The sequence below is a fragment of the Anabaena sp. CCY 9402-a genome, from assembly GCF_963920945.1.
GTDB classification, from domain to species: domain Bacteria; phylum Cyanobacteriota; class Cyanobacteriia; order Cyanobacteriales; family Nostocaceae; genus Trichormus; species Trichormus minutissimus.
Map to the genome: position 1 here is coordinate 25,925 of NZ_CAWUDL010000048.1, position 23,355 is coordinate 49,279.

A 23,355-nucleotide genomic window follows, 5' to 3' on the forward strand; every position below is an offset into this window, starting at 1 on the left:
TATACCTTTTTTCTGTGATTCAAAGTTTTATAGAATGCTAACTAACGCAACCTCAACTCAAATTATCAGGATCTATCCCTAATCTTCGCAATTCTGCTGCTAACCTTTGAGCGCGTTGTTCTGCTGTATTAGCGCGTTGTTCAGAGGCGATCGCTCTTTCTTCCGGTGATAAATATCTCACACCTTGGGCATCATACCAATACAACCAATCCCTTGTAATTCCTTGATAATTTCCCTGTTCATAACCAATGGCTAAACCTATCTCTGCCAACCAAACAGGATTTCCCGGTTGCAATACATATTCATTATTGATTAACTTATAAACTTCTAAAGGTGGTTTTTTCCGCCGTTGGGGATTGTAAACAACATAATATAAAACCTCCATCTCGGCGTAAAGTTTCTTTTTGTAAGTATATTCTCCCCTGCGTCTGTGAGAAACAACTTCTAAAGCCATAATTGGCATGACTTTTTCTTCCCACAGTACATAACTGAGGCGCAAATTCTCATCAAAAACGCGCTCAACTCCCAAGCTGAGAAAACCATCGGGGACAATTGGTGGCTGTTCAGGATCGTAATAAATTCCCATATCAACCCCGAAAAACCAATCCATCTGGCTTGACCATATCCAAGCTAGGATGGCTTTGAGCAAGCTGGGAATTAAATCTTGTAGTTCGTTATCCACAGGTTCATCGTCAGAATCTGGTAGATCCTCGGCGGAGGGTAAGCAGTGTAATGGGTTGTAATTTAGCATGGTAAGAGCGATCGCCAACTCATAATATTCATCATATCGATCCACCATTCGCGTTTTCTTGCGATAATTCCCAAGGGGGACTCTCTCCCACTGGTTCGACAAAGGGGGACAGATGACACTCAAACGAATATTTTTATTCTTTATACTGACACCGATCGCAGTTTTATTTGCCGCTTCATCTCTATTCGGTACTTTGCAAGAACCGCAGTTTCAAACTCGCTTGGAACTCTATCAAACTAATATTGCTCTGCAAGCGCAAGCTTGGCAAGCAGCAAATAGTCAAGATGATAGCTCCCAGGCGATTCGAGAAGCAATCCTGGGGGATCAACCCCTCGAAAGTGCTACGGAGAAATACCGAGAAACACGTCAATCTGTGCAGACTAATTTGGTAAAAGTTCAAAGCCAACTTGCACAACTGCGCTCTACAGATGCAATTCCTACACCACCTAAACCACTACCAGAAGTCCCTCCCACCATCGATGCTTCTCGCTCAGACAAGGTAAAGCAGCTAGAACAGTCCCAACAAAAAATGCAAAAATTCCTAGCTGAATTAGACTTACAGTTGGGAATTTTACAAGCCAAACAAGGAAAGACAGATACAGCACTCAAAACCTGGAGTGAATTACAACAGCGATTAGAAACAGAATCCAGCACTCAAAACTCAGCACCGGCTAAACGCCGCGCTACCGCTAACAGCACTCAGCACCGGCTAAACGCCGCGCTACCGCTAACAGCACTCAGCACTAAAGAAACGGCTGCTGTATTAATCGGACTATGGAGTGATCCCCCGCGTCTGTTACCTGATGCTCAACAACAGATTCAAAATAATTTAACAGGTTGGTTTAGTTCTACAGCTTTGGTTCAACTTTACCAACTCCAGCAACGCCAAGCAGCTTTATCAGAAGTGCAAGCAGCACAACAAGATGCGGCGACTCAGGCTGTGTTCAAGTTAGCATTTATTGGTACTGTCCCCGCCCTCACGGCCTTGGTGGGAGTAATCCTCTTGATTTCCTTAACTGCTCAACGCTTAATTAAAGGGAAAGAGGCTTTATTAGCGCAAAATGGTGACTTACCTTGGACAACACCTTGGGATGGGGAAACCATACTACAGGTTTTTGTTGTCGGCTTTTTCTTCATGGGACAGGTTTTTGTTCCCGCTTTGCTCTTAACACTCCCAATTCCGCGTCCCGTTGGGGATGTACGCCTGCAAGCCGTTTATGTGTTAATTAGTTACCTGTTAGTGGCTGTGGGTGCGCTATTGGTAATGTATTTCTCCATCAAGCGGTTTTTCCCTTTACCAAGACTCTGGTTTAAATTACAACTACGGGATAATTGGTTTTTGTGGGGATTGGGGGGATATTGCGCGGCTTTACCTATAGTTGTCATTGTTTCCTTGATTAATCAGCAACTATGGCAAGGACAGGGTGGTAGTAACCCTCTATTACAACTAGCACTGGAAAGCCAAGACTTTGTAGCACTGGGAATATTTTACGTCACAGCTGCGATCGCTGCTCCTCTGTTTGAAGAAGTCCTATTTCGCGGCTTTTTATTACCGTCTTTAACTAAGTACCTACCAGTCTGGGGATCAATTCTCGCCAGTGGTTTGTTATTTGCGATCGCGCACCTGAGTTTATCAGAAGTCCTACCATTGACAGCTTTGGGTATCGTTTTAGGAGTAGTTTACACGCGATCGCGCAACCTACTTGCACCCATACTACTGCACAGCCTCTGGAATAGCGGCACACTCATCAGTCTGTTTCTCTTGGGTAGCGGTAATTAATCAAACTGAAACTACACGGTTGCTAATCATAAAAATATTTAGTTTTCTCTGCCCATAACTAAATTTTTTGGCTATTATGATTAGCTAATATCAAATCATATACCAATTTCATGACAGACATAGAATTTATGAATATATAACCAGTAATACTGTTAAATAGATTACAAAATTTCCAAGTAGATTTTTATTATCATCTGGATAACTCAGTTCGTTCTTATAGTGTTGATTACCATCCTTAAGCACTCCAACCCGGAATTATGTATTGACTAGTCCCGGTGTGATTAATGGTCATAAACACAGGTGAATGAATACAATTTAAACTGCAACCATTCTCTTATACTGAAGGTAATCATAGGATTTTTTCGCCGGAGTAAACCCTCCCTCTGTATCTGACGCAGGTAATTTCCATTAAAGTTATCTTGAAGATTGTGACCATCTCCGATAAAAATCCGGAGATAATACGGGTATAAGAGTAGGGAGTGGTATGGTAAAGCTACTTTCACGTATTAATTTAAAATTAATTCTCGTGAAAGAGGACTATTTACTCAAAATCTGTAATAATACTGACCTAGTTTATTTCGTCAATATGGTTAATGTAGCCTTCCTAAATCTTTTTTGAGAGCCGAGAACCCTGTAAAGTCTCGCAATTCTTAAAAATAGAACAGGATTGCCATAGCCATAAATAAACAAGATAATTCCAGGCATAACTAGATGAACTACTCAATCTAATTCTTAGTAGCTTATCTATCCACGACTATTAGAGACTAGTTTCACCCACATTTCTATAAGTGTGGGCAAAACTTCTAATACCAACTCAGTCAAAATATATTTGCTTGATCTAATCACAGTAAAAACCTTAGTTTTACACATAGTTTCAAGGAGCAGAAACCAGATGGCAAATCTCAACCCAACTCAAACTCACAAACAATTATTAGCTAGCTATTGTGGGATTATTTTCGGTGGTTTTGGAGTGCATAAATTTATTTTAGGATATGCTCCAGAAGGCTTTATTATGTTGGTTATATCCGTCGTTGGGGGTACTTTTTCCTACGGCATGACTTTGTTAATTATGCAGCTTGTTGGTTTAGTTGAAGGCATGATCTACTTAAACAAAACTCCTGAACAATTCGTTGACACTTATATAGTAAATAAACAGGGTTGGTTTTAAAATCAGGCATTAGGCATCGACTAGCTTCTAACACCTAGTACAGCATGGCATTTGATTTCCGCCTTGCGGTACTAGTGCCTTTTTAATACTTGTAATTAATTTAACCTGATATGTTTACCAGCAAACGTAAGTATCTAACCTGGGTAATATTTGTATTTGTGGGAATGGGCTATGTTAGTGCTATGTCTAACATCGAAGTCCACTATTTCTTGAAGAGTCTGATTATCTTCCTACCAATTCAGCTTGTAACTTTGATCTACGTGACTTCCCAACGTTGGAGTCGGAGTTAGAAGGGATTGGGGAGTTAAATCAGTGAATAGTGACTGATGACTGATAACTGATGATGCCCCATTCGTAAATTTAATATATTTACAATTGAGTCTTAGTTCCAGATTTCGCTACCCTCAAATTAGAGGTGCTTTTATGCAAACGCCAGAATTCTTATAGCGAATCTAAAAACCTGCCATGCAACTTGTCCCGAAAACTCAGCTTGACTTAGAACCGACCCCGACTAGAGAAAAAATTCTTTTAGATGTTGGGGGTATGAAGTGTGCTGGTTGTGTGAGTGCAGTAGAAAGACAACTCATCCAATATCCAGGAGTCAAGAGTGCTTGTGTGAATCTGGCTACAGAGGTAGCAGTTGTAGAATCGGAAACGGGTGCAGTAGACCCAGAACTATTAGCCCAGAAATTGACAGCAAGCGGATTCCCTACTCAACCCCGGAAAGCTAACGACAAAGTAGCAGGCAAATCGACATCAAAAGACCCCACAGAACGACAACGCCGACAAATGCGCGCTGCGTGGCAACAGTTGGCGATCGCGGCGGTGCTATTGTTATTTTCAGGTATCGGACATTTGGGTAATCTGGGCAGCCAAATCTTACCTGCATTGGATAACATCTGGTTTCATTATGGTTTGGCAACCCTAGCACTATTAATTCCTGGTCGCCCCATTTTAATAGATGGGTGGCTAGGTTGGCGGCGGAATGCACCCAACATGAATACCTTAGTGGGATTGGGTACTCTCACCGCCTACACAGCCAGCGTCGTAGCATTATTTTTTCCTCAACTGGGTTGGGAGTGTTTCTTTGACGAACCAGTGATGATGCTGGGCTTTATCCTGTTAGGTAGGACATTAGAACAACAAGCCAGGGGTAAAGCCGCCGCCGCATTTAGGAAGCTGCTAGCACTTCAACCACAAATAGCGCGATTGATTCCTAACCCAGATACAGAAAAGATAGGACTCGGAACAAACACTATCGAAATTCCCGCCGAACAAGTCAAAGTTGGCGAATGGGTGCAAGTTTTGCCAGGAGATAAAATCCCTGTAGATGGCGAAGTCCGTTTTGGGCAGACAACAATCAATGAGTCGATGCTGACTGGGGAAGCCGTGCCGGTGATTAAACAACCGGGAGATACAGTTGCCGCAGGCACTATTAACCAATCAGGCGCGATCGCTATCCAAGCCACCCGTACAGGTGCTGACACTACCTTAGCCCACATCGTCGCCTTAGTAGAAGCTGCCCAAACCCGCAAAGCCCCAGTCCAAAAATTAGCCGACACTGTAGCAGGTTACTTTACCTACGGGGTATTAACAGCCTCAGCCTTGACATTTATCTTTTGGTACTGTTTCGGTACTCATATTTGGCCTGATGTCACTACTACCAGTGGCATAGAAATCATGAGCCACGCCGCACACACTACTCACCACCCGGCACTCAGCACTCAGCACGCTCCACTCCTCATTAGTTTAAAACTAGCGATCGCTGTCATGGTTGTCGCCTGTCCCTGCGCTTTAGGACTCGCAACACCCACAGCCATTTTAGTTGGTACAGGCATCGGTGCAGAACAGGGTCTATTAATCAAAGGTGGCGACGTTTTAGAAAAAGTCCACAAACTCAACACCGTGGTCTTCGATAAAACAGGTACACTTACCACGGGTAATCCGCAAGTTACTGATTGTTTGGTGGTTGGGGACTGGGAAGCAGGAGAGCAGGGGAGAAATTTCATGCCCCATGCTCTAATAAAACTTGCCGCCGCCGTGGAAAGTGGCACTTACCATCCCCTCGCTAAAGCCATTCAGCAGGAAGCCCAGCGTCTACAGTTAGCGATTCCAGATGCTGTAGACTTCCACACTGAACCAGGGTTGGGTGTATCGGCGGTGGTAGATAGCGCAACGGTACTGTTAGGGAACTGGGAATGGTTGAGTTGGCATGGTGTTGTAATTGATGAGACAGCACAACAGTCAGCTAAAGAGCTAGCAACAGAGGGGAAAACCGTTGTCGGTGTTGCCGTTGCAGGGATTTTGGCGGGTGTGATTGGTGTGCAAGATACCCTCAGAGAAGATGCTCACACCACAGTAGAACAATTGCGCCAGATGGGTTTGCGGGTGATGCTTTTAAGTGGCGATCGCCCAGAAGCTGCTAGTGCGATCGCCCAAAAGTTGGGTATAGATCACACCGATGTCATAGCAGGCGTTCCCCCCAGCAAAAAAGCCGCCGTCATCCAAGAACTGCAAGCCGAATCTGCTCATCATGTTGCCATGATTGGCGATGGAATCAATGATGCACCTGCATTATCTCAAGCTGATGTCGGCATTGCTTTACACTCTGGCACAGATGTCGCAATGGAAACAGCCCAAATAGTCTTGATGCGCGATCGCTTGAGTGATGTTGTCCAAGCAATTCGCCTCAGTCGTGCCACCTTCAACAAAATTCGCCAAAATTTATTCTGGGCTTTTGCCTACAATACCATTGGTATTCCTCTGGCAGCAGGTGTTTTATTACCAAATTGGGGTTTTGTTCTCAGCCCCTCTGGTGCGGCGGCACTCATGGCCTTTAGCTCAGTCAGCGTAGTAACTAACTCCGTATTATTACGTCGTTTAGCTCATCGTTAGGTAATATTACAACATCAATGTAGTTTCTTTCATCTCAGGTTAAACTAAATTCATACTTACACGTTCAGCATCTCATCAAATCTGTTGTCACTCCTTGAAAAGTGACAGCAGTTACAGAGTAAAACAAATAAGTTCTACTCTGTACCAGTAAATATAGCGGTTGTCATTGGCAGAAAATACACTACTCCAAGCAGAGTGTATTGCAGACAAGCGAGAAACGCTATTCTGTAGTGCTGCACAACATCAAACATCAGATTGTAGTGGGCAAGAATGGCAGGTAAAAATACTCAAGAACTGAGAATTAATCAAAATTCCAACAATTTTGGTAACGATTTATCAACAGCAGTAGAAACCAATGAAAGTCATCTACTAATTCTGGAAGATGATCAGGGTCGTAAAGAATTTACTTTGGAAAATCCTGTCTACTCACTTGGTAGAGACCGCGAATCTAATATCCGTTTAGTATCTCAATTCGTCTCTCGTCGCCATGCTACATTGGTGAGACTGCCGAGGTATAATAACACTCAAAGCTATTATTACCGCATCGTCGATGGCGACGGTCAAGGCAAACCTAGTGCTAATGGTTTCATCATTAACGGGCGCAAAATGCCAGCCCACGATTTAAAAAATGAAGATGAAATTGTCTTTGGCCCCAAAATACGTGCCATTTATTATCTGTTGAAAAATACTCAACGTTCTGGACAAACTGATGCTAGTGAGTATGACATTACACTCATCAATCCCAGTATGACTGATGACATAGAGGAGATATAATTCGTAATTGATAATTCTTAATTCGTAATTGAATGAGTTGAGGATTTAGACCCCAACTCACTGTAGACCGTTAATTTTAAAAAATTAGAGTGGGACTCAATCCCTGTTAATTACGAATTACAAATTACGAATTAGTAATTATGTTGAATTGCCCCATTGCCCTTAATTTCAGGATTAACCCGCCAGGGTTTCGATTAAATGCCAACAGCGACTTCCCTCAATTTCTTGCCTGATAAAATCAAACATTTGTCGGCAGCGATTATTAATGCGGAGTGGTAATTCCTCGTTTTTAATGACAATACTTATCCGGGTTTCTGTCTCTGTAGCCGTAGATTTGTCAATCAGCACTTCCACTTTGACTAATTGGGAAACCGAAGCATTCCCCAGAATCTCCCGCGCCATAACGTAATCGGGTGTATAGTATTGAATTTCCAAATCACAGTTCTGTAACAGGTCTAGAACTAGTGGCTGTAGATCGTCAATATTAACAGCAATCATAAATGAACATGTATAGCGAGCCATAATAGCCCCACACCTTGTAACACTCCGTCCATCCTATAATACTGAAGTGACTAAACTAGCAAGTGGTTATGATTCCTTAAACTGCTTTTTAACTTTTGACTTCGCCTAGCGGCACTAGCCCCTGACCCAAAGTGGACATTTACCTAAAATTTAAGCTAAAGTTGTAATGAGTTTGTTTTAGAGGAAAGTGTGGTGAGGCAAACATCAGAAAATTATCCCCACAATCACCTCAAACTGTAATTTCCGCAGCATTCCCCAGTAGCAGTACAGGTGTTAAGGCAAAATTGTAGTTTCCTGGTAGATACATAGCAGCCATCCACTCAAACTGGGAAAACTCTCCCGATAGTGAAGTAGACTTAAATATGCAGAAACAGGTAGTATCCACAAAACCCATTCGCTCTTTAGAAGATGCACTTGAACGGTGTCAAATACTAGGTATGCGGGTTAGCCGTCAACGTCGCTTTATTCTAGAACTACTATGGCAAGCTAATGAACACCTTTCTGCGAGGGAAATTTACGATCGCCTCAACCAACAAGGTAAAGAAATCGGTCATACATCTGTATATCAGAATTTAGAAGCATTATCAACTCAAGGGATTATTGAGTGCATTGAACGCTGTGATGGGCGTTTATATGGCAATATTAGCGATGCCCACAGTCATGTTAATTGTTTAGATACTAATCAAATTCTTGATGTTCATATTGAACTACCAGAAGAATTTATCCGTGAAGTTGAACAAAAAACAGGAGTAAAAATTACTGAATATACAATTAACTTCTACGGCTATCGCAGTCCTCAAGACAGTGAATAAAAAACTCACTCCATATTCGCGCAGCGTCCCGCAGAAAGGGGATCAAGTTTTTGGGTATGGCGCATAAGAGAGAAGCTACTAATAACCACATCCCCAAGCGATGAGGGGACGGGAGGACTATCCCTATCCACCCAGAAAGGGATGGAGTTTCCCGTAACTTTTAATAAAAAACCGTTTCATCATCGGCATCATCATCTAAATTTGGAGGTAACATTAGTTCACCTTCTAAGCTTTCAATGATGCCGATATCGTCGGTATTATCCCAAATTTTTGTGCTATCGGTACTGCTCTGAATGTGAAACTGTGATTGCTCTGACAATAAAACTTTCAAAGCTTGAAACTGTTCTAAGGAGAATAAAGCACCGTTGAATTTAGCAGTTTCTCGATTACCTTCGCTAATGACAGTATCAGATAAACAAGCATTAGTGAAGTTAGCATCACTAAGATTTGCATCAATCAGGTTAGCACCAGTTAAATTTGTATTAGTGAGATTTGCAGCACTAAGATTTGCGTTAGGAAGATTTGCACCAGTCAGATTTGCCTGACTGAGATTCGCACCAGTCAGGTTAGCACCAGTGAGATTTGCTCCTGTCAATACTGCATTGACTAAATTTGTCTGCTCAAAATTAGAGCCTGCCAGCATAATTTGAGATAAGGATGCACCTGAGAGATTAATCCCCGATAGAGATTCAGAATGGATGCGTTTAATAACATTAGTATCCAGTAATGCTGCTTTTGCTAACAACATGAGCATTGCTTCTGGATAAAATTCTGTGGTATTGCTGGGGTTGCCACAAGGAGAAAAAGCAACTTGAATTTTTTTGTGCATACCGCCTAGCAAGAAAAACACATTGATACCCACATAGGTATTTAGCTGTTCTACATTGACAGGATTTTGCAGTGTGTGGAAATAAGATAAAGCAGTGTGGGCGATACCTTCATCTAACCAACGTCCTTGACAGTAACCACGCCAAAAAGATTCCAGACGTTGGATGAGAATTTCCCAAGAAAAATGATTTTTTGGCTGATGGTGTAAACTAGCGATCGCTAATTCTGTAATTCCTTGAGTCAGAATACCATAACCCAGTAAATTATACAGGTGCTGGGCAACACTACTAGGAGAATCAATCAGAAAATTTTGCGTGCCGTAAATATCTCCTTGGCACTGCGTCAACATTTGTAATTGACTAGCCACCGCCTCAGCGCAGAGATATGTTCCTAGGTTGGGGTGAGAGAATTCGATAGTTTGGGCATTGGGCAGGCAGTGCGTTGCGGAGGTCTCCTCCGTTGTAGCAAATGCCGTCATTGGGGTAAAAACGTCTCCCCTGCACCCCTGCATTTGAAAATAAAACGCGGGCAAGTTACTTGTTGGGGTTGATTCCAGGGTAATTTGATGGCGATCGCTGTGTAAAATTTGGAGAGAGATGGTTTGTATATGGTCGATTAAATTTTGGGGATGATGGCTAGCAAGTAAATTCGCGATCGCTTCTTGTGTACGATGTATATGAGCTAATCCTGAACGCTGTAGGCTAGTGTGGATATTGCTAGTTAAGGGATAGCCTAACAACCATTGTTGGAGGCGATGATAAATTTCCCACAACAAAGAGGAATCGGTATTTTGTTGGTTATAAGCTAACTGTAATATCGCATCATCTAGTAACCCATCCCGATGTAAAACGCCCAAAAGATACAGCATCAATGGTTGGTGTACCAAAGCTGAGAGTTCTGGTAACTTAGATTTACTTGTAAATAAACCTGCCTGTTTTAAGAACGTAAAAAAGTTTTGCGCCACAGGTAACGATTGAATTAATGTCCACTGTTGAAACCATAGCTTCAGTTTATTGGCAGTCAACTGCTGAATCTCAATGCGTCGCCATTGTGGGGGTATTTCTGGCGCAAATTCTTGTACCGTTGTTGAGCGACTAGTCAACACAATTTTATGGCGATGTTGAGCTTGAAATTGGATTAACTGTTGGATAAAAATTCTCTTTGTTCTTTTACTCTGACTAGCAGAAGGCAATTCATCTAGTCCATCTAGTAGCAACACACATCGAGAATGATCTTGTCCTAGCCAAGTGGCAAGATGAGTATGTTGATTGAATCCAAAACCAGAATTGAGAGTTTCGATTAAATTTTTGTCATATCGAATATCGCGCAACCGAATCACAACAGGCATCCAAGACGGGTAAAGTTCCCGTGCTATTTCCGCCGCCCACATCTGGCAGAAACTCGTTTTACCATAGCCCGGTGCTGATTCAATCACAGTTATAGTTTCTAAATCAGTTAACTGTTGCTGCATCCATGTTTTTAAATCAACTGGCAACTCATCATTGCCTGTTTGTGGTATTCCAGCTAAAGGAATATAAATATCCTTCAAAGCAAAAGATTCCATCAGTAACGGTGTACTGAGGTTTTGTAGTAAACTGGCACGGTAATTTTCTCGATGTAAGTCAATTTTATCTGTTACCATCGCACCCAATTCTGGGCTGTGGTTATCACCAGGTGTTCCCAATTGGAAAAATTTTTGTAGTTGAGCCAAAGCTAGGGCATTCTGGGCAATGACTGATAGTAAATATCCAGGAAGAGCGTGTGTCAACCGTTGAGTTAATAATTTCGCCTCTAACTCCTCTGTACCATTAGCGACAAACCAAGCAGCAGTAGCATAATTCATTTGTTGTACTAGTAATGAGTCTGCTACCAAAGACAAAGCTTGTTCAGCTTGGGTGTCTGTCAATTTGCCTGGAGAGAGGGTTTTTAATAATCCTTGGAGTGGCACATCCTGAAGGACTGGTGTGCAGAAGGGTATCTTGGCACGGTTTAGCCAAGGTCTTTGTAGAATAGTTTCTTGGTGTAAAACTTCTTTTAAAGCTCGCAAATACGCAAGTTGAAAAGCTAGCCATGTACCTTCGTTGCGTTTTAAAGCTTTTTTTTGGCTGAGACTATGTAGCAGACTTTCGGTTAATAAAGTAATGACAGTAATTTCTTGTTCAACCGTGTCTAAAGGCAGTGCCAAAACCTCAGCTAAAGTACAAATATCCAACGGTATTAGGCTTTTAACTTCCATATCCTGGACAATACGATAAGCAATACCTGATAATTGCCCGACTGCCAAATTTGAAGTGTAACTGATTGTCAGCTGGCGTTCTGCCAACCAATGCCTAATACTAAGGTTCATTTAATTACATAGTGAAGTGCTGCCTATGCCAATTATCATCCATTTATTAGAGGACGAAAACAGGTAACAATGGGGAAGACTTCTACCACGAACTCCTAGAGTATTTTAAATTGCTTATGAGCGATCGCCCTTTAAAAATTATCTTAGTTGATCCAGACCCTATCTTCCGCTTGGGACTACGGGTAGCGTTAGAGGCAATGCCTAACTTACAAGTGGTATCAGAAGCTGCCACAGATACAGCAGTTTTGCAAACTCTAACAGAACTAGCTCAACAAGACCCCAACCAAGTGAATTTGGTAATTTTGGAATTAGGTGATAATCGCTCAACAGATTCTCAGCAACAAGGTTTACAACTAATTCAGCAACTCAAAGCGTTATATCCCACGCTACCGATTTTACTCTTCTCTTCTGTGCAAACACCAGGCATCATCATGGCAGCCAAGGCTTTTGGTGCAGATGGTTACTGTTCTAAAGGTACTCCTGTAGCGGAATTGGTGACGGCGATGGTAGAGGTAGCCAATGGTAATTCCTATTGGTTAGAAACCAGAACAAGCATTCAATTAAATCCTCCGCCCCAAACTCCAGCACGACGCTTACCCTTGGCAAAGTGGCGAAATAACTTACATTCATCAGGAATTGGTTACATTGAAGCGAGTTTAAAAGAAATTACAGCCCAATTACAAATCCCTGGTTTACCAATCCTAGATAGAGCAATTTTAGCTGGACAACGACGAGAACTTTTAGCAGCTCGTTGGCTACTTAATCAATTGTTATTAGCCCCTCAAGAAAGACAACAAGAACAGCAACCAGAATTCATTCCCTCAGTCCAACCACCACCGCCTGTATTACCTTCACCTAGTAGTAATATTGTCCCTTCAGATGTACAAGCCATATTAACTACACCCCCGTTATTAAGTCCTAGATTACTGCAATCTACTCTCTTTGCATCCTGTATCAATAAACTGCAATTTTCTTTAGAAAATGTTTCAGATATTCCCTTAGAAATTGACATATTTCGTGAAGAGAGAAAACGGGAATTACTGTATTTAATTCTTCAAAAATTATCTCAGCAATTAGATGATTTACGTGAAGCTCAAATTACGGTTAATCAATTATTAGAATTGCAGCCTATAATTTTAAAAGATTTATGGCAAGCTACAGTTACAGACTTTTTCGGCAAATTCTCTCGCATCAAACTAGGAAACCGCAATATAGAAATTGTCAATGTATTATTACAAAATTCAATAGTAGTTCAAACCGCGATTCTCAATAAAATTCCGTTAGTTGGGGAATTGTTATCTTACCTATTATTTCAAACAGATTTATACATAGATAATACATCTTACTCAGCAGGTAGCTCAGAAGCCAACTTCCAAGCAGAAATCATGCTAGAGAATTTGTTAATTCAGGTAGCTAACGCCGTAGTGCAGCCTTTACTCAACTCTTTAGGAGATGTAGAACAAATCAAAAAAGACTTTTATGATCGCAAGTTAATATCCACGCGAGAAATTGAAAGATTTAGAAATGATTTATCTTGGAAATACCGTCTAAATAATTATGTTAAAGAAGCCCAGGCAATTTTTGAAAGCCGTTACGAATTATTTTTATTTGCACCTCGTGGTATTGCGACAATTTCCGTTTATGCTCCTCGCAATGAAGAATTAGCCCAGCTTGCTGGTATTCCTCTACTAGTGACATTGACTCTAGAATTTCGAGATGCGATCGCTCCCCGGCTACAATCAGTATTATCTTTTTTAGGTAGTGGTATTGTCTTCGTACTCACCCAAATAATTGGTCGCGGTTTAGGTCTAATTGGTCGCGGTGTCATTCAAGGTATTGGTAGTGTCTCTTTCTCAGAAAAAAACTTCAAGCGCAACAATGAGAAGACTAAGTAATTCGTAATTAACTCCGTGTGCAACTTGATCTCCGAGGATATTTGATAAGTATTATTGCTAACATCAAAATTTTAAAAACCTAAGAGGTTGTTTGAAAAGTCGGACGGGGTACGAATGAAACCACCCTGCTCACCAAAAGCGAGGAGGGGGTTAGGGGTGGGTTTCTTCTACTTCACTCAACCGAGAAACGCTATAACTTATACTTAGCTAGCTAAACAACAATTAACGATTGCCTTGTGGTACGACTGTAGGATATATACCTTCAGCAATTAACACAGGTTTTTGACTATATTCTTTCTCTAGTTGTCCTCGCAAATTTGCATCCCAAACAGGACTGTATTCTTTCTCAATTTCAGTCACCACAAATGGACGTAGTGTACCAGTAGTCACAACCTTTTCACCTTCTTTAATAGGTGCTTTATCTTTCAATTGATTGGTAACTAAAACTAATAGTGGGTTAGTTCCCAATACTTGTCTATCTTCCACAACAAAGGCATTAGGTCCGTAGATTCTCGAAACATTCCCAGGTACGGAAATAACCTTATTGTAGTAGGTTTGAGGATTTTCGTTGATTGCTCCTGGTGTTGGTGCTAAGGCAATTGAACGAGCAATAATTGCTGGTTTCCCAACATACTCTTGAAAAGCATCTTGACCTAAATCTACACCATATTCTTGTTTAATAGTATTAGGATCAAAATTAGCAACAGTGCCTGTAACTTGTAATCTTGTATCTTGAGGGACAGGTAAATCAACAGGTTTGCCAGTATTATTTACAACGGCAATTCTTTCTCCCCCAAAAGCTTCTCTGTCAGTAATTGTAAATACGTTGTCATTGACTCTGTTAATATCTTGGCTTCTGACAGTCACAAGTTTACCAATGAGTTCTTGTGTATTTTGACTAACTTCTGGAGCTGTTACATTACCTTGTTCTGCTACAGGCGCAGAAACTCCAGGTGTTTCTGTCGTTGTATCAGGAGCAGTAACTTGCCGTTGGTCGGTTGCACAAGCTGGAAGAAGTAAAGCTGTTAATGCAACTACTGTGGCACTGATACGTTTATTCCAACTAGTTGTTTTATCTTGATGGGTAATGGCCATTTTCTCTCCTTGTATACTGCCAAAATAATTTTTTTAGACACAATTATTTACCTAAATCTAGATAAATAATTATTACCTTTCAGCTATTCACACCTTCTAGAAACTCATATCAAAACCTCTCACATAAAATAAGAGAGGTTTTAAATGGTTTCTATTTTTTTTCAGGTAATAGGGCTTATCCCTTCATTTTTAATGTCTTTCGTGTTGAGCAAAATCATCATTAAACAGCATCAAATATAGAAATTCACAATACTATTATCGTCTGTCTAAAGAAGGAAATTTACAATGAGAAGTTTAAGACTATACCTTATACTTTAGGAATAAATTTTAGAATATTTTCTCTTTTTAGGTTATTTTTGAATACAAAATCGGAGACAAAATTCATAACCCCGCTTTCTCTGAGAAAGCGGGGTTATAATCTCTGAACTAACTAATTAAAAATCACTATATTTTCAACTTGACACCTCGAATAGAATAATCTAATAGTTCCATTGGGTGCATCACAGAAATGTCCTGTTCCTGGGACTGTAAATGCCTGGTAATTTGCAACGAACAACCAGGATTAGCAGAAGCAATTAACGCAGCACCAGTGTTTAATAAATTTTGTACTTTTTGCTTGCCTAATTCTTCTGCAACTTCGGGTTGCAACATATTATAAACACCAGCACTACCACAGCACAAAGCTGCATCTAAGGGTTCTTTTAAACTCACCCCTGGAATTTGTTTTAATAACTGCCGTGGCTCTACACTAATCTTTTGTCCATGCAATAAATGACAAGCATCTTGATATACCAAATTTAAAGGTTTATTTGTCAGTGGTGAAAGTTTCACTGTTAAGCCAACAGTTGCTAAAAACTCTTGAGCATCTTTAACTTTAGCGGCAAAATCTTGGGCTTTTTCCCGATATTCTGGGTCATCTGCTAGGATATGACCGTATTCTTTTAAAGTATGACCACAACCAGCAGCATTGATGATGACATAATCTACACCAGTATCAGCAAAACTATCAATCATTTGTCTAGCTAACGCTTGCGCCTGTGCTGTTTGTCCTTGGTGTTCGGGTAGTGCAGCACAACAACCTTGAGATTGAGGAATCACAACTTCACACCCATTCGCTGTTAAAACTCTCACCGTTGCTTCATTCACAGGAGAGAAAAACAAGCGTTGTACACATCCCAAAATCATCCCGACTCGATAGCGTTTCTTTCCCTGTGCGGGAATAACAGTAGGTAAATTATTTTGAAAAGATTTGACGGTAATTTTCGGCAGAATTGACTCCATTGCTGCCAAGCGAGGTGATATTTTGTTAAGTAACCCCGTAGCACGCACAAGTTTAGGAAAACCCAACTTTTGATAAACAAACAGGGGAATTAGAAAAATCCGTAAAACATCAGGGTTGGGAAATAAAGAAAATATCAGTTGACGAACTAACTTATCAGAGAAACTGCGGGAATAATTGCGTTCGACTTGGTGACGAGTAGCAGAAATTAACTTGTCGTACTGCACACCAGAAGGACAAGTAGACACACAAGCCAGACACCCTAAACAAGAATCAAAATGTTCAACAGTAGCCGTATTTAAAGCAATTTCCCCCTCATTAATTGCATCCATTAAATAGATACGTCCCCTAGGGGAATCCATCTCCTTCCCAATCACCCGATAACTAGGACAAGTCGCCAGACAAAATCCACAATGTACACAACTATCTATTAACTTCGGATCAGGTGGATGATTCTCATCAAACCCGTTTAAATTCTTCAAGCTAGCAATATTATTAGTAGAATTCTCTGAAACCTGCATATTTAACCTTCCCCTCTCTGTGTCTCTGTGACTCCGTGGTTAATTTCTTAAATTCCACCAACAAACCGACCAGGACTTAAAATATTTTTGCTATCAAACTGTTTCTTAATGCGGCGCATCAACGGCAAAGCATTACCCGTGTATCCCCACACATCTATTTGTAATTTCACCGCCACAGGTGCTTGAATCACCGTTAAAAAGCCATTGTGAGATTGACAAAGCGATCGCAATTTTAAAACCTGATTCTTATCCTTAACTTGCACTACACCCAAACCACTGCTGAGATGAACCAGTCCAATTTCCACTCCAGTCAACATCTCCACAGCCGCAGTCGGTAATATTCCTATTTTGCAGGTAATTGCCGCATCTGTGGCAGGGTGATGTATTTGTTTTGACAATCTCTCCCATAGACTGTCTTCATCTGCACCAGAAAAAACTGCCCCTTTTAATCCTAACGTTTGTCCTAGTTCTAAAACTCGATGGGATTGTTCCTTCACACTCTCACTTAAACTTTGGAAGCGGGCAATTAATCCCATCCCTGCACCCAAACCCAAGCTAGAAACTAATTGCACAGATAACAAATCTGCTTGAGTTGGTGTCAAAGCCGAACCGCGTAAAGTATTCGCAGCTTGAGAAATAGCCGCAGCATCACCAGTCAACACCACCGTTCCCGATGCTGACTGCAAAGGATACACACGAAAAGTTACTTGGCTAATAATTCCCAATGTACCGTATGACCCAGTAAACAACTTCATCAAATCATAGCCAGCCACATTCTTAACTACCCTTCCCCCAGCTTTAGCGATTTCACCATCAGCGCGGATAAATGTGATACCTAAAAGCTGGTCGCGGACACTACCATAACGTTGTCGCAGGGAATTTGTATCAGCAGTAGCCACAATCCCGCCAATGGTGGCTAAATCTGGATTTGAGGGGTCAAGGGCGAGAAATTGCCGCGCATCTGCCAAAATCTTTTGGAGATGGGAAAACTTCATCCCAGCTTCCACGGTGACAGTCAAATCACCCACGGCGTGTTCAATCAGTTGGTTGAGGCGTTCGGTACTAACGACAACATCAATATTTTCAGCTAAACCACCCCAATTGAGTTTACTCCCACTACCACAAGGCAGGACGCGCCAGTTATTACGGTCAGATGCGGCGATAACTGAAGCTAACTGTGCTGGGGTTTGAGGATAGACAATACAACTGGGGGATTTTCCACCAGCTATATGTGGGATATTAAGATTGTCTTCTGGGTAAACGGTATTTTCTACGCCAACGATAGATGCAAGAGTAGAAGCAATGGCTGTCATCAGTTTATTTACAATTCCTTACATCTCATTTTCTGTGATGATGACACAAAATCGACAACGGACGCGTCGCTGCGTTCCAAATTCAAAATTCAAAATTAATTACCCCCTGGATAAATCCGGCGGCTTTACGCATCACGACTCGTAATTACGAATTGCCTTAATTCCCAGCAGGATTGCTTGCTCTCGCGCTATAAAAAGAATAATGAAGAGTAAAAAGCAACGTCACCCCCTGCGTCAATCACTGGCTGTTTTCCGTTATAGCGGACGGGCGATAAATTTGGTGTGGACTACTAGCCAGACTTTGACAATTATTCTAGCTAGTTTAACTTTATGTGCTGGTTTATTGCCGGCTGCGATCGCCTATCTCGGTAAACTAATTGTAGATGGCGTAGTTTTGGCATCCCAAGGAAATGCAGAAGGGAATATTTACGCACCTTTATTGTATGTCGGCTTAGAGGCGATCGCAGTAGCTTTGTTGGCAGGTTCTCAACGGGGACTAATCATCTGTCAGTCACTATTGCGAGTGTTACTCGGTCAGCGAGTCAATGTGTTAATCCTCAAAAAAGCCCTAAGTTTAGATTTGACTCACTTTGAAAACTCAGAATTTTACGACAAATTAACCAACGCCCGACGAGAAGCATCAGTACGTCCCCTCTCTTTAGTTAACCGTACCTTTGGCTTAGTCCAAAATGCCCTGTCTCTCATCACCTACGGCTTTTTGTTAGTTAAATTCTCAATTTGGGCTGTAATTGTCTTAATTGTCGCAGCAATGCCAGCCTTCATTGCTGAAACTCGCTTTGCTGGGGAAGCTTTTCGCCTATTTAGTTGGCGTGCGCCAGAAACTCGCCAACAGCATTATATAGAAAATCTTTTAGCTAGAGAAGACTTTGCCACCGAAGTCAAACTCTACCAACTGGGAGAGATGCTTTTAGGCCGTTATCGCAACGTATTTCGCCAACTCTACAACGAAGACCGCGATTTAACCATCCGTCGGGGAATGTGGGGATACCTTTTAGGTTTAGTTAGTACGGTAGCTTTTTACATCGCCTACGCTTGGATTGTAGTAGAAGCAGTAGTCGGAAGAATTTCGTTAGGCGATATGACTATGTATCTCACAGTCTTTCGCCAAGGACAATCTACCTTTGCCAATGCTCTGACTTCCATTGGTGGTATGTATGAAGATAACCTCTATCTCTCCAACCTCTACGATTTTTTAGAAGAAAAAGTCACTCAACCCTGGGGTAAAACCACCAAAGGGATTGATTCCCAAGATGGTATCCGCTTTGAGAATGTCTCCTTTACCTATCCAGGAAGTTCTAAACCCGCCTTAAGAAACATTTCCCTACATTTAAAACCAGGCGAAAAATTAGCAATTGTCGGTGAAAACGGTTCTGGGAAGACTACCCTAATAAAACTCCTCACCCGACTTTATACCCCAGACTCCGGCAGAATTTTATTAGATGGCGTAGATTTACAATCATGGAATGTAGATGCGCTGCGTCAACGCATCGGCGTAATATTCCAGAATTTTGTCCGCTATCAATTCACCGTCGGCGAAAATATTGGTGTTGGGGATGTAAACAGCCTTGATGATACAACCCGTTGGCAAATAGCCGCCCAAAAAGGTAACGCCCATAGTTTTATCGAACGCTTACCCCAACAATTCCAAACCCAGCTAGGAAAATGGTTCAAAAGCGGACAAGAATTATCTGGCGGACAATGGCAGAAAATCGCTCTAGCCCGTGCATTCATGCGGACTCAAGCAGATATTTTAGTCTTAGATGAACCCACCTCAGCCATCGATGCTCAAGCCGAGTATGAGATTTTCAATCATTTTCGCGCCCTTACCCAAAATCAAATGGTATTTTTGATATCTCACCGCTTTTCAACAGTCAGGATGGCAGACAAAATCCTAGTAATTGAAAATGGGGAAGTGAGAGAACAAGGAACTCATGAAGAATTGTTAGCCCATGAGGGACTATATGCCAAATTGTTTTTATTACAGGCGGCTGGTTATCAGTAGATTCTCGCTCAACTCTCCGCGCATACCTCCGCGCCCCTTTGCGTTTAACCAATCTCAAAGCCTTTATTTTCGTAGCGAGTGCGTAAGTCCTAATGAAGATTTTCGTTGTGTAATTAGGTTTTTTCGCACTGACGCACCCTACATAAAAGCTACTAAATACTATCTAACAGAGAATTTTTAAAATCTACCGCACTCTTGAAATAAATTTCCGGCTTTTCTACTAATCCCAAATCAATCACTTCCGCTAACTTCTTAGGGATACTTGCATTACGTTGCAGAATTGGTACAGGATCATTTTGCAACACAGCTAAAAACGGGTCGCCTGTAAAATTGCGCGGAAACTCTCCTGTCAACATATTATAGAGAGATGCAGCAGTAGCCCAAACATCAACTTCTGGTTGTACATATTTAAAATTAAGTAACTGTTGACGAGGGATAAAAGCAGGTGTTCCAGCCTTAGAACCTGTAAGAGTTTGTCCGCTTAAACCTGCTAAATCAAAAGCTTTAGCTAAACCATAATCGCCTATTTTGGCGGTAATTTTACCGTCAATGTAATTAAGTAAAATATTACCCGGTTTTAAATCGCGGTGGACTAAACCCCTTCCTTTACCAAAACCACCATCACTTAATTTCACATAAGGAATTTCTGCATTGTGACTATATTCCAAACCGTTGAGAACTTGCAGAGTAATTGGTACGGCAATATCAACAGGTAACTTACCACCATATTGTTGCATTAAATCTGCAACAGTTCCTCCTGCACAATATTCCATTGTGAAGAAGAAAATACCCTCAAAAAAGCCATAATCAATGACTTGCACGACATGAGAATGCTGTAAAGCTTTAGTATTTTCTGTCTCTCGTAAAAATCTCTGCACAGCATTTTCATTTCCTGACATTGCAGGTAACATTACTTTCAAAGCGATAAATTTACCTGAACTATTGTGCTGTGCTAAATAAACTTCGCCAAAACCGCCTCTACCCAATAATTTAACGATATTGTACCCCTGAATCGCCAGCAATTGGTTATTTCCATTTGCTGCTAAACCCAACCAGCGTTTGATGATTTCTAAGAAATTTGGTGGTTGTGTTGGCGGTTGATTACTATTATTAATAGTTGCAGGAAAAAAGTTAGGAATATTTATTTCTGCTGGGTCAGATTCAATATAAACTGCAAACACAGTATTTCCCAATTCAATTTCATCATCAGATTGTAAATCATATTCAGTAAAATTTAATTTTGCCCCTTCTTCTGGTGTTTGATGTGCTTCTCTCTGCCCAATTTTTTGACCGTTTACATAAGTACCATTTTTACTACCAAAATCTCTGATTCTTATATTTGGTGGCATTATATCTAATAAACAGTGATAGCGAGAAATGGTTTTATGGTCTGCATCATCTGGTAGTTGAATATTTGATTCTGGGCTTCTACCCATGATACAGGTAGCGCGGGAATCGAATGTATATTGTCTTCCTAAGAGCTTACCTTTAACGATAGTAAGGGTAATTTGGGCAGGCATGGGATGTTTTTAAATTAGATGTTAAGTTTAAATTGATGGGTAAGTAGAACGGTGGAAATAATGAAAGGTTTGTAGTAAGGACTTTAGTCCTCAAATCAGGACTAAAGTCCTTACTACGAACCTGAAAGAAATGATTAATTTGACTCTAACCAATGAACTAAATCCGCTAGGTTACTAAAGTCTAATAAAGCTTCGCTCAGACTTTCTAGTTGGTTTACAGAAAGGGCTTGTATGCGTTGTTGAATTTCTGGTGATAGTTCACCTAATCGTCTTTTGAGTTGTTTCAGAATAATTCCTAATTCTCCTTCTTGTCTACCTTCTTCTATTCCACGCTCGTAACCAATGCGCTCTGCTGAGGTGACATATCTCATAGTCCGCTCCTGCTCTAATTGTTGAACTTCTGAACACAATTGATTTTCTAAGGCTTTTGGTAATATCATAACCCAATCGATAAATCGATAGAGGTTACGAATATCTTGTTCTTGCAAACCTAAATCATACAATCTGCGGATCAAGCTGAATTTCCAGATTTTGCGTTCTTGGGGCGATGAGCGTGTTTGCTGGGTTTTTAAATGCGCCATCACTACTGTCGCAAAGGGATTAGTGCTATTTTCTAACTCATCAAAGCGATTTTCGTAATCTAACAGTTTCACTATGCCAAATTCAAAATTTAGGCGAGTTTGGGGATAATTATAACTGTAATTACTGGGTCGCCATTGGCGGTTGGTGTCGCATAATATTGCTAAACTAATAGCTGGTTTTTCAAATCTGTCGAAGATGCGAAAGTTGTAAGTAAACATCCGTTTACTAAAGTCATCTTCTTTTTGGGCTTGAATTTCTACGTGAATTAATAACCAGAGTTCTTCGCCTTGGATTTGCCAAACTTTGACTAATTGATCAGCATAACGTTTACCTTGTTCGGCTTCACGGGCGATTTGTTGAAATTCGGTGTTGAGAAATTCGTAAGGACGTTCCCAGTTAATTAACGCAGCAGTTTCCGGGAAAAAGAATTGCATGGCTTGGGGGAAATATGCTTCGAGTATTTCTTTCCACGGGCTATCAAAATCTGCGCGTTCATTATTGTCTGTCATGAATTGATGGTAGATGATATCTGACTAAAATAGGTTTAGTTATTCTCAAAAAACTAAACCTATGTCTAATATACTATGTCTCGATAAACCCGATTGTTTGAGTTAAAGAAATGATTAATTTGACTCTAACCAATTAACTAAATCTGTTAGGTTACTAAAGTCTAATAAAGCTTCGCTCAGACTTTCTAGTTGGTTTACAGAAAGGGCTTGTATGCGTTGTTGAATTTCTGGTGATAGTTCACCTAATCGTCTTTTGAGTTGTTTCAGAATAATTCCTAATTCTCCTTCTTGGATTCCACGCTCGTAACCAATGCGCTCTACTGAGGTGACATATCTCATAGTCCGCTCCTGCTCTAATTGTTGAACTTCTGAACACAATTGATTTTCTAAGGCTTTTGGTAATATCATAACCCAATCGATAAATCGATAGAGGTTACGAATATCTTGTTCTTGCAAACCTAAATCATACAATCTGCGGATCAAGCTGAATTTCCAGATTTTGCGTTCTTGGGGCGATGAGCGTGTTTGCTGGGTTTTTAAATGCGCCATCACTACTGTCGCAAAGGGATTAGTGTTAGTTTCTAACTCATCAAAGCGATTTTCGTAATCTAACAGTTTCACTATGCCAAATTCAAAATTTAGGCGAGTTTGGGGATAATTATAACTGTAATTACTGGGTCGCCATTGGCAGGGCGAACGCATCTAAATATTAAGGAGCGATAATCAAGGTGGAATTCGCCA

Annotated in this window: 15 protein-coding genes and 1 pseudogene; 7 read left to right on the plus strand and 9 right to left on the minus strand. The window is 41.0% G+C overall.

The features are described 5' to 3' along the window. Positions 1-52 precede the first annotated feature (52 nt). Entirely contained in the window at positions 53-751 is a 699-nt protein-coding gene (locus tag ACM0OR_RS17900) for a Uma2 family endonuclease (RefSeq protein WP_414577832.1), read from the minus strand. A 112-nt stretch (positions 752-863) separates the two neighbouring features. Here ACM0OR_RS17900 and ACM0OR_RS17905 point away from each other — a divergent pair, with 112 nt between their 5' ends. The 4 genes from ACM0OR_RS17905 to ACM0OR_RS17920 all read left to right on the plus strand — a co-directional run bounded on the left by ACM0OR_RS17905 (position 864) and on the right by ACM0OR_RS17920 (position 7,368). Beyond that, a complete protein-coding gene (locus ACM0OR_RS17905) occupies positions 864-2,531 on the plus strand; it encodes a type II CAAX prenyl endopeptidase Rce1 family protein (protein WP_414577809.1) in 1,668 nt (555 codons plus the stop codon). Between the two features lie 892 nt (positions 2,532-3,423). After that, complete coding sequence (locus ACM0OR_RS17910) at positions 3,424-3,699, plus strand: TM2 domain-containing protein (protein WP_190708919.1); 276 nt, start codon at positions 3,424-3,426, stop codon at positions 3,697-3,699. Between the two features lie 465 nt (positions 3,700-4,164). After that, complete coding sequence (locus ACM0OR_RS17915; protein ID WP_414577811.1) at positions 4,165-6,594, plus strand: heavy metal translocating P-type ATPase; 2,430 nt, start codon at positions 4,165-4,167, stop codon at positions 6,592-6,594. A gap of 270 nt (positions 6,595-6,864) precedes the next feature. Beyond that, positions 6,865-7,368 (plus strand): FHA domain-containing protein, encoded by a 504-nt coding sequence (locus ACM0OR_RS17920; protein WP_414577813.1) that lies wholly within the window; start codon positions 6,865-6,867, stop codon positions 7,366-7,368. Between the two features lie 174 nt (positions 7,369-7,542). Here the strand turns inward: ACM0OR_RS17920 and ACM0OR_RS17925 are convergent, their stop codons facing one another. Next, complete coding sequence (locus tag ACM0OR_RS17925) at positions 7,543-7,890, minus strand: hypothetical protein (RefSeq protein ID WP_414577814.1); 348 nt, start codon at positions 7,888-7,890, stop codon at positions 7,543-7,545. A gap of 362 nt (positions 7,891-8,252) precedes the next feature. Between ACM0OR_RS17925 and ACM0OR_RS17930 the strand changes: the two genes are divergently transcribed. Next, positions 8,253-8,702, plus strand: coding sequence for a Fur family transcriptional regulator (locus ACM0OR_RS17930; RefSeq protein WP_323266091.1), 450 nt, complete (start codon positions 8,253-8,255; stop codon positions 8,700-8,702). Positions 8,703-8,862: 160 nt separating this feature from the next. Here ACM0OR_RS17930 and ACM0OR_RS17935 read toward each other — a convergent pair whose 3' ends face one another. Further along, positions 8,863-11,877: a pentapeptide repeat-containing protein gene (locus ACM0OR_RS17935; protein WP_414577816.1), complete on the minus strand. Its 3,015-nt coding sequence runs from the start codon at positions 11,875-11,877 to the stop codon at positions 8,863-8,865. A 116-nt stretch (positions 11,878-11,993) separates the two neighbouring features. On the opposite strand from ACM0OR_RS17935, the gene ACM0OR_RS17940 reads away from it, so the two are divergent. After that, positions 11,994-13,772, plus strand: coding sequence for a DUF3685 domain-containing protein (locus ACM0OR_RS17940; protein WP_414577817.1), 1,779 nt, complete (start codon positions 11,994-11,996; stop codon positions 13,770-13,772). A 222-nt stretch (positions 13,773-13,994) separates the two neighbouring features. On the opposite strand, the gene ACM0OR_RS17945 is transcribed toward ACM0OR_RS17940, so the two are convergent. The 3 genes from ACM0OR_RS17945 to ACM0OR_RS17955 form a co-directional block, all read right to left on the minus strand. After that, a complete protein-coding gene (locus ACM0OR_RS17945; protein ID WP_414577819.1) occupies positions 13,995-14,867 on the minus strand; it encodes a hypothetical protein in 873 nt (290 codons plus the stop codon). Between the two features lie 444 nt (positions 14,868-15,311). Further along, positions 15,312-16,667, minus strand: coding sequence for a (Fe-S)-binding protein (locus tag ACM0OR_RS17950; RefSeq protein WP_414577821.1), 1,356 nt, complete (start codon positions 16,665-16,667; stop codon positions 15,312-15,314). Between the two features lie 47 nt (positions 16,668-16,714). Further along, positions 16,715-17,980 (minus strand): FAD-binding oxidoreductase, encoded by a 1,266-nt coding sequence (locus ACM0OR_RS17955; protein ID WP_414577823.1) that lies wholly within the window; start codon positions 17,978-17,980, stop codon positions 16,715-16,717. A gap of 202 nt (positions 17,981-18,182) precedes the next feature. On the opposite strand from ACM0OR_RS17955, the gene ACM0OR_RS17960 reads away from it, so the two are divergent. Further along, positions 18,183-20,003: an ABC transporter ATP-binding protein gene (locus ACM0OR_RS17960; protein ID WP_414577825.1), complete on the plus strand. Its 1,821-nt coding sequence runs from the start codon at positions 18,183-18,185 to the stop codon at positions 20,001-20,003. Positions 20,004-20,155: 152 nt separating this feature from the next. On the opposite strand, the gene ACM0OR_RS17965 is transcribed toward ACM0OR_RS17960, so the two are convergent. From ACM0OR_RS17965 to ACM0OR_RS17975, 3 genes and pseudogenes are all read right to left on the minus strand, one after another. Further along, the gene (locus tag ACM0OR_RS17965) at positions 20,156-21,523 is read right to left on the minus strand and encodes a protein kinase domain-containing protein (protein ID WP_414577826.1); all 1,368 of its coding nucleotides are present in this window, start codon (positions 21,521-21,523) and stop codon (positions 20,156-20,158) included. Positions 21,524-21,657: 134 nt separating this feature from the next. Further along, positions 21,658-22,614 (minus strand): Rpn family recombination-promoting nuclease/putative transposase, encoded by a 957-nt coding sequence (locus tag ACM0OR_RS17970; RefSeq protein WP_414577828.1) that lies wholly within the window; start codon positions 22,612-22,614, stop codon positions 21,658-21,660. A gap of 114 nt (positions 22,615-22,728) precedes the next feature. Beyond that, positions 22,729-23,301: pseudogene (locus tag ACM0OR_RS17975) on the minus strand (DUF4351 domain-containing protein); the annotation flags it as partial. Positions 23,302-23,355: the final 54 nt, after the last annotated feature.

Bases quoted from the DNA above. Each gene is read 5' to 3' on its own strand.
- ACM0OR_RS17930 (WP_323266091.1), top strand. From the start codon at position 8,253: ATGCAGAAACAGGTAGTATCCACAAAACCCATTCGCTCTTTAGAAGAT.
- ACM0OR_RS17920 (WP_414577813.1), top strand. From the start codon at position 6,865: ATGGCAGGTAAAAATACTCAAGAACTGAGAATTAATCAAAATTCCAAC.
- ACM0OR_RS17915 (WP_414577811.1), top strand. From the start codon at position 4,165: ATGCAACTTGTCCCGAAAACTCAGCTTGACTTAGAACCGACCCCGACT.
- ACM0OR_RS17940 (WP_414577817.1), top strand. From the start codon at position 11,994: ATGAGCGATCGCCCTTTAAAAATTATCTTAGTTGATCCAGACCCTATC.
- ACM0OR_RS17945 (WP_414577819.1), bottom strand. From the start codon at position 14,867: ATGGCCATTACCCATCAAGATAAAACAACTAGTTGGAATAAACGTATC.
- ACM0OR_RS17970 (WP_414577828.1), bottom strand. From the start codon at position 22,614: ATGACAGACAATAATGAACGCGCAGATTTTGATAGCCCGTGGAAAGAA.
- ACM0OR_RS17900 (WP_414577832.1), bottom strand. From the start codon at position 751: ATGCTAAATTACAACCCATTACACTGCTTACCCTCCGCCGAGGATCTA.
- ACM0OR_RS17905 (WP_414577809.1), top strand. From the start codon at position 864: ATGACACTCAAACGAATATTTTTATTCTTTATACTGACACCGATCGCA.
- ACM0OR_RS17910 (WP_190708919.1), top strand. From the start codon at position 3,424: ATGGCAAATCTCAACCCAACTCAAACTCACAAACAATTATTAGCTAGC.
- ACM0OR_RS17925 (WP_414577814.1), bottom strand. From the start codon at position 7,890: ATGGCTCGCTATACATGTTCATTTATGATTGCTGTTAATATTGACGAT.
- ACM0OR_RS17965 (WP_414577826.1), bottom strand. From the start codon at position 21,523: ATGCCTGCCCAAATTACCCTTACTATCGTTAAAGGTAAGCTCTTAGGA.
- ACM0OR_RS17935 (WP_414577816.1), bottom strand. From the start codon at position 11,877: ATGAACCTTAGTATTAGGCATTGGTTGGCAGAACGCCAGCTGACAATC.
- ACM0OR_RS17960 (WP_414577825.1), top strand. From the start codon at position 18,183: ATGAAGAGTAAAAAGCAACGTCACCCCCTGCGTCAATCACTGGCTGTT.
- ACM0OR_RS17950 (WP_414577821.1), bottom strand. From the start codon at position 16,667: ATGCAGGTTTCAGAGAATTCTACTAATAATATTGCTAGCTTGAAGAAT.
- ACM0OR_RS17955 (WP_414577823.1), bottom strand. From the start codon at position 17,980: ATGACAGCCATTGCTTCTACTCTTGCATCTATCGTTGGCGTAGAAAAT.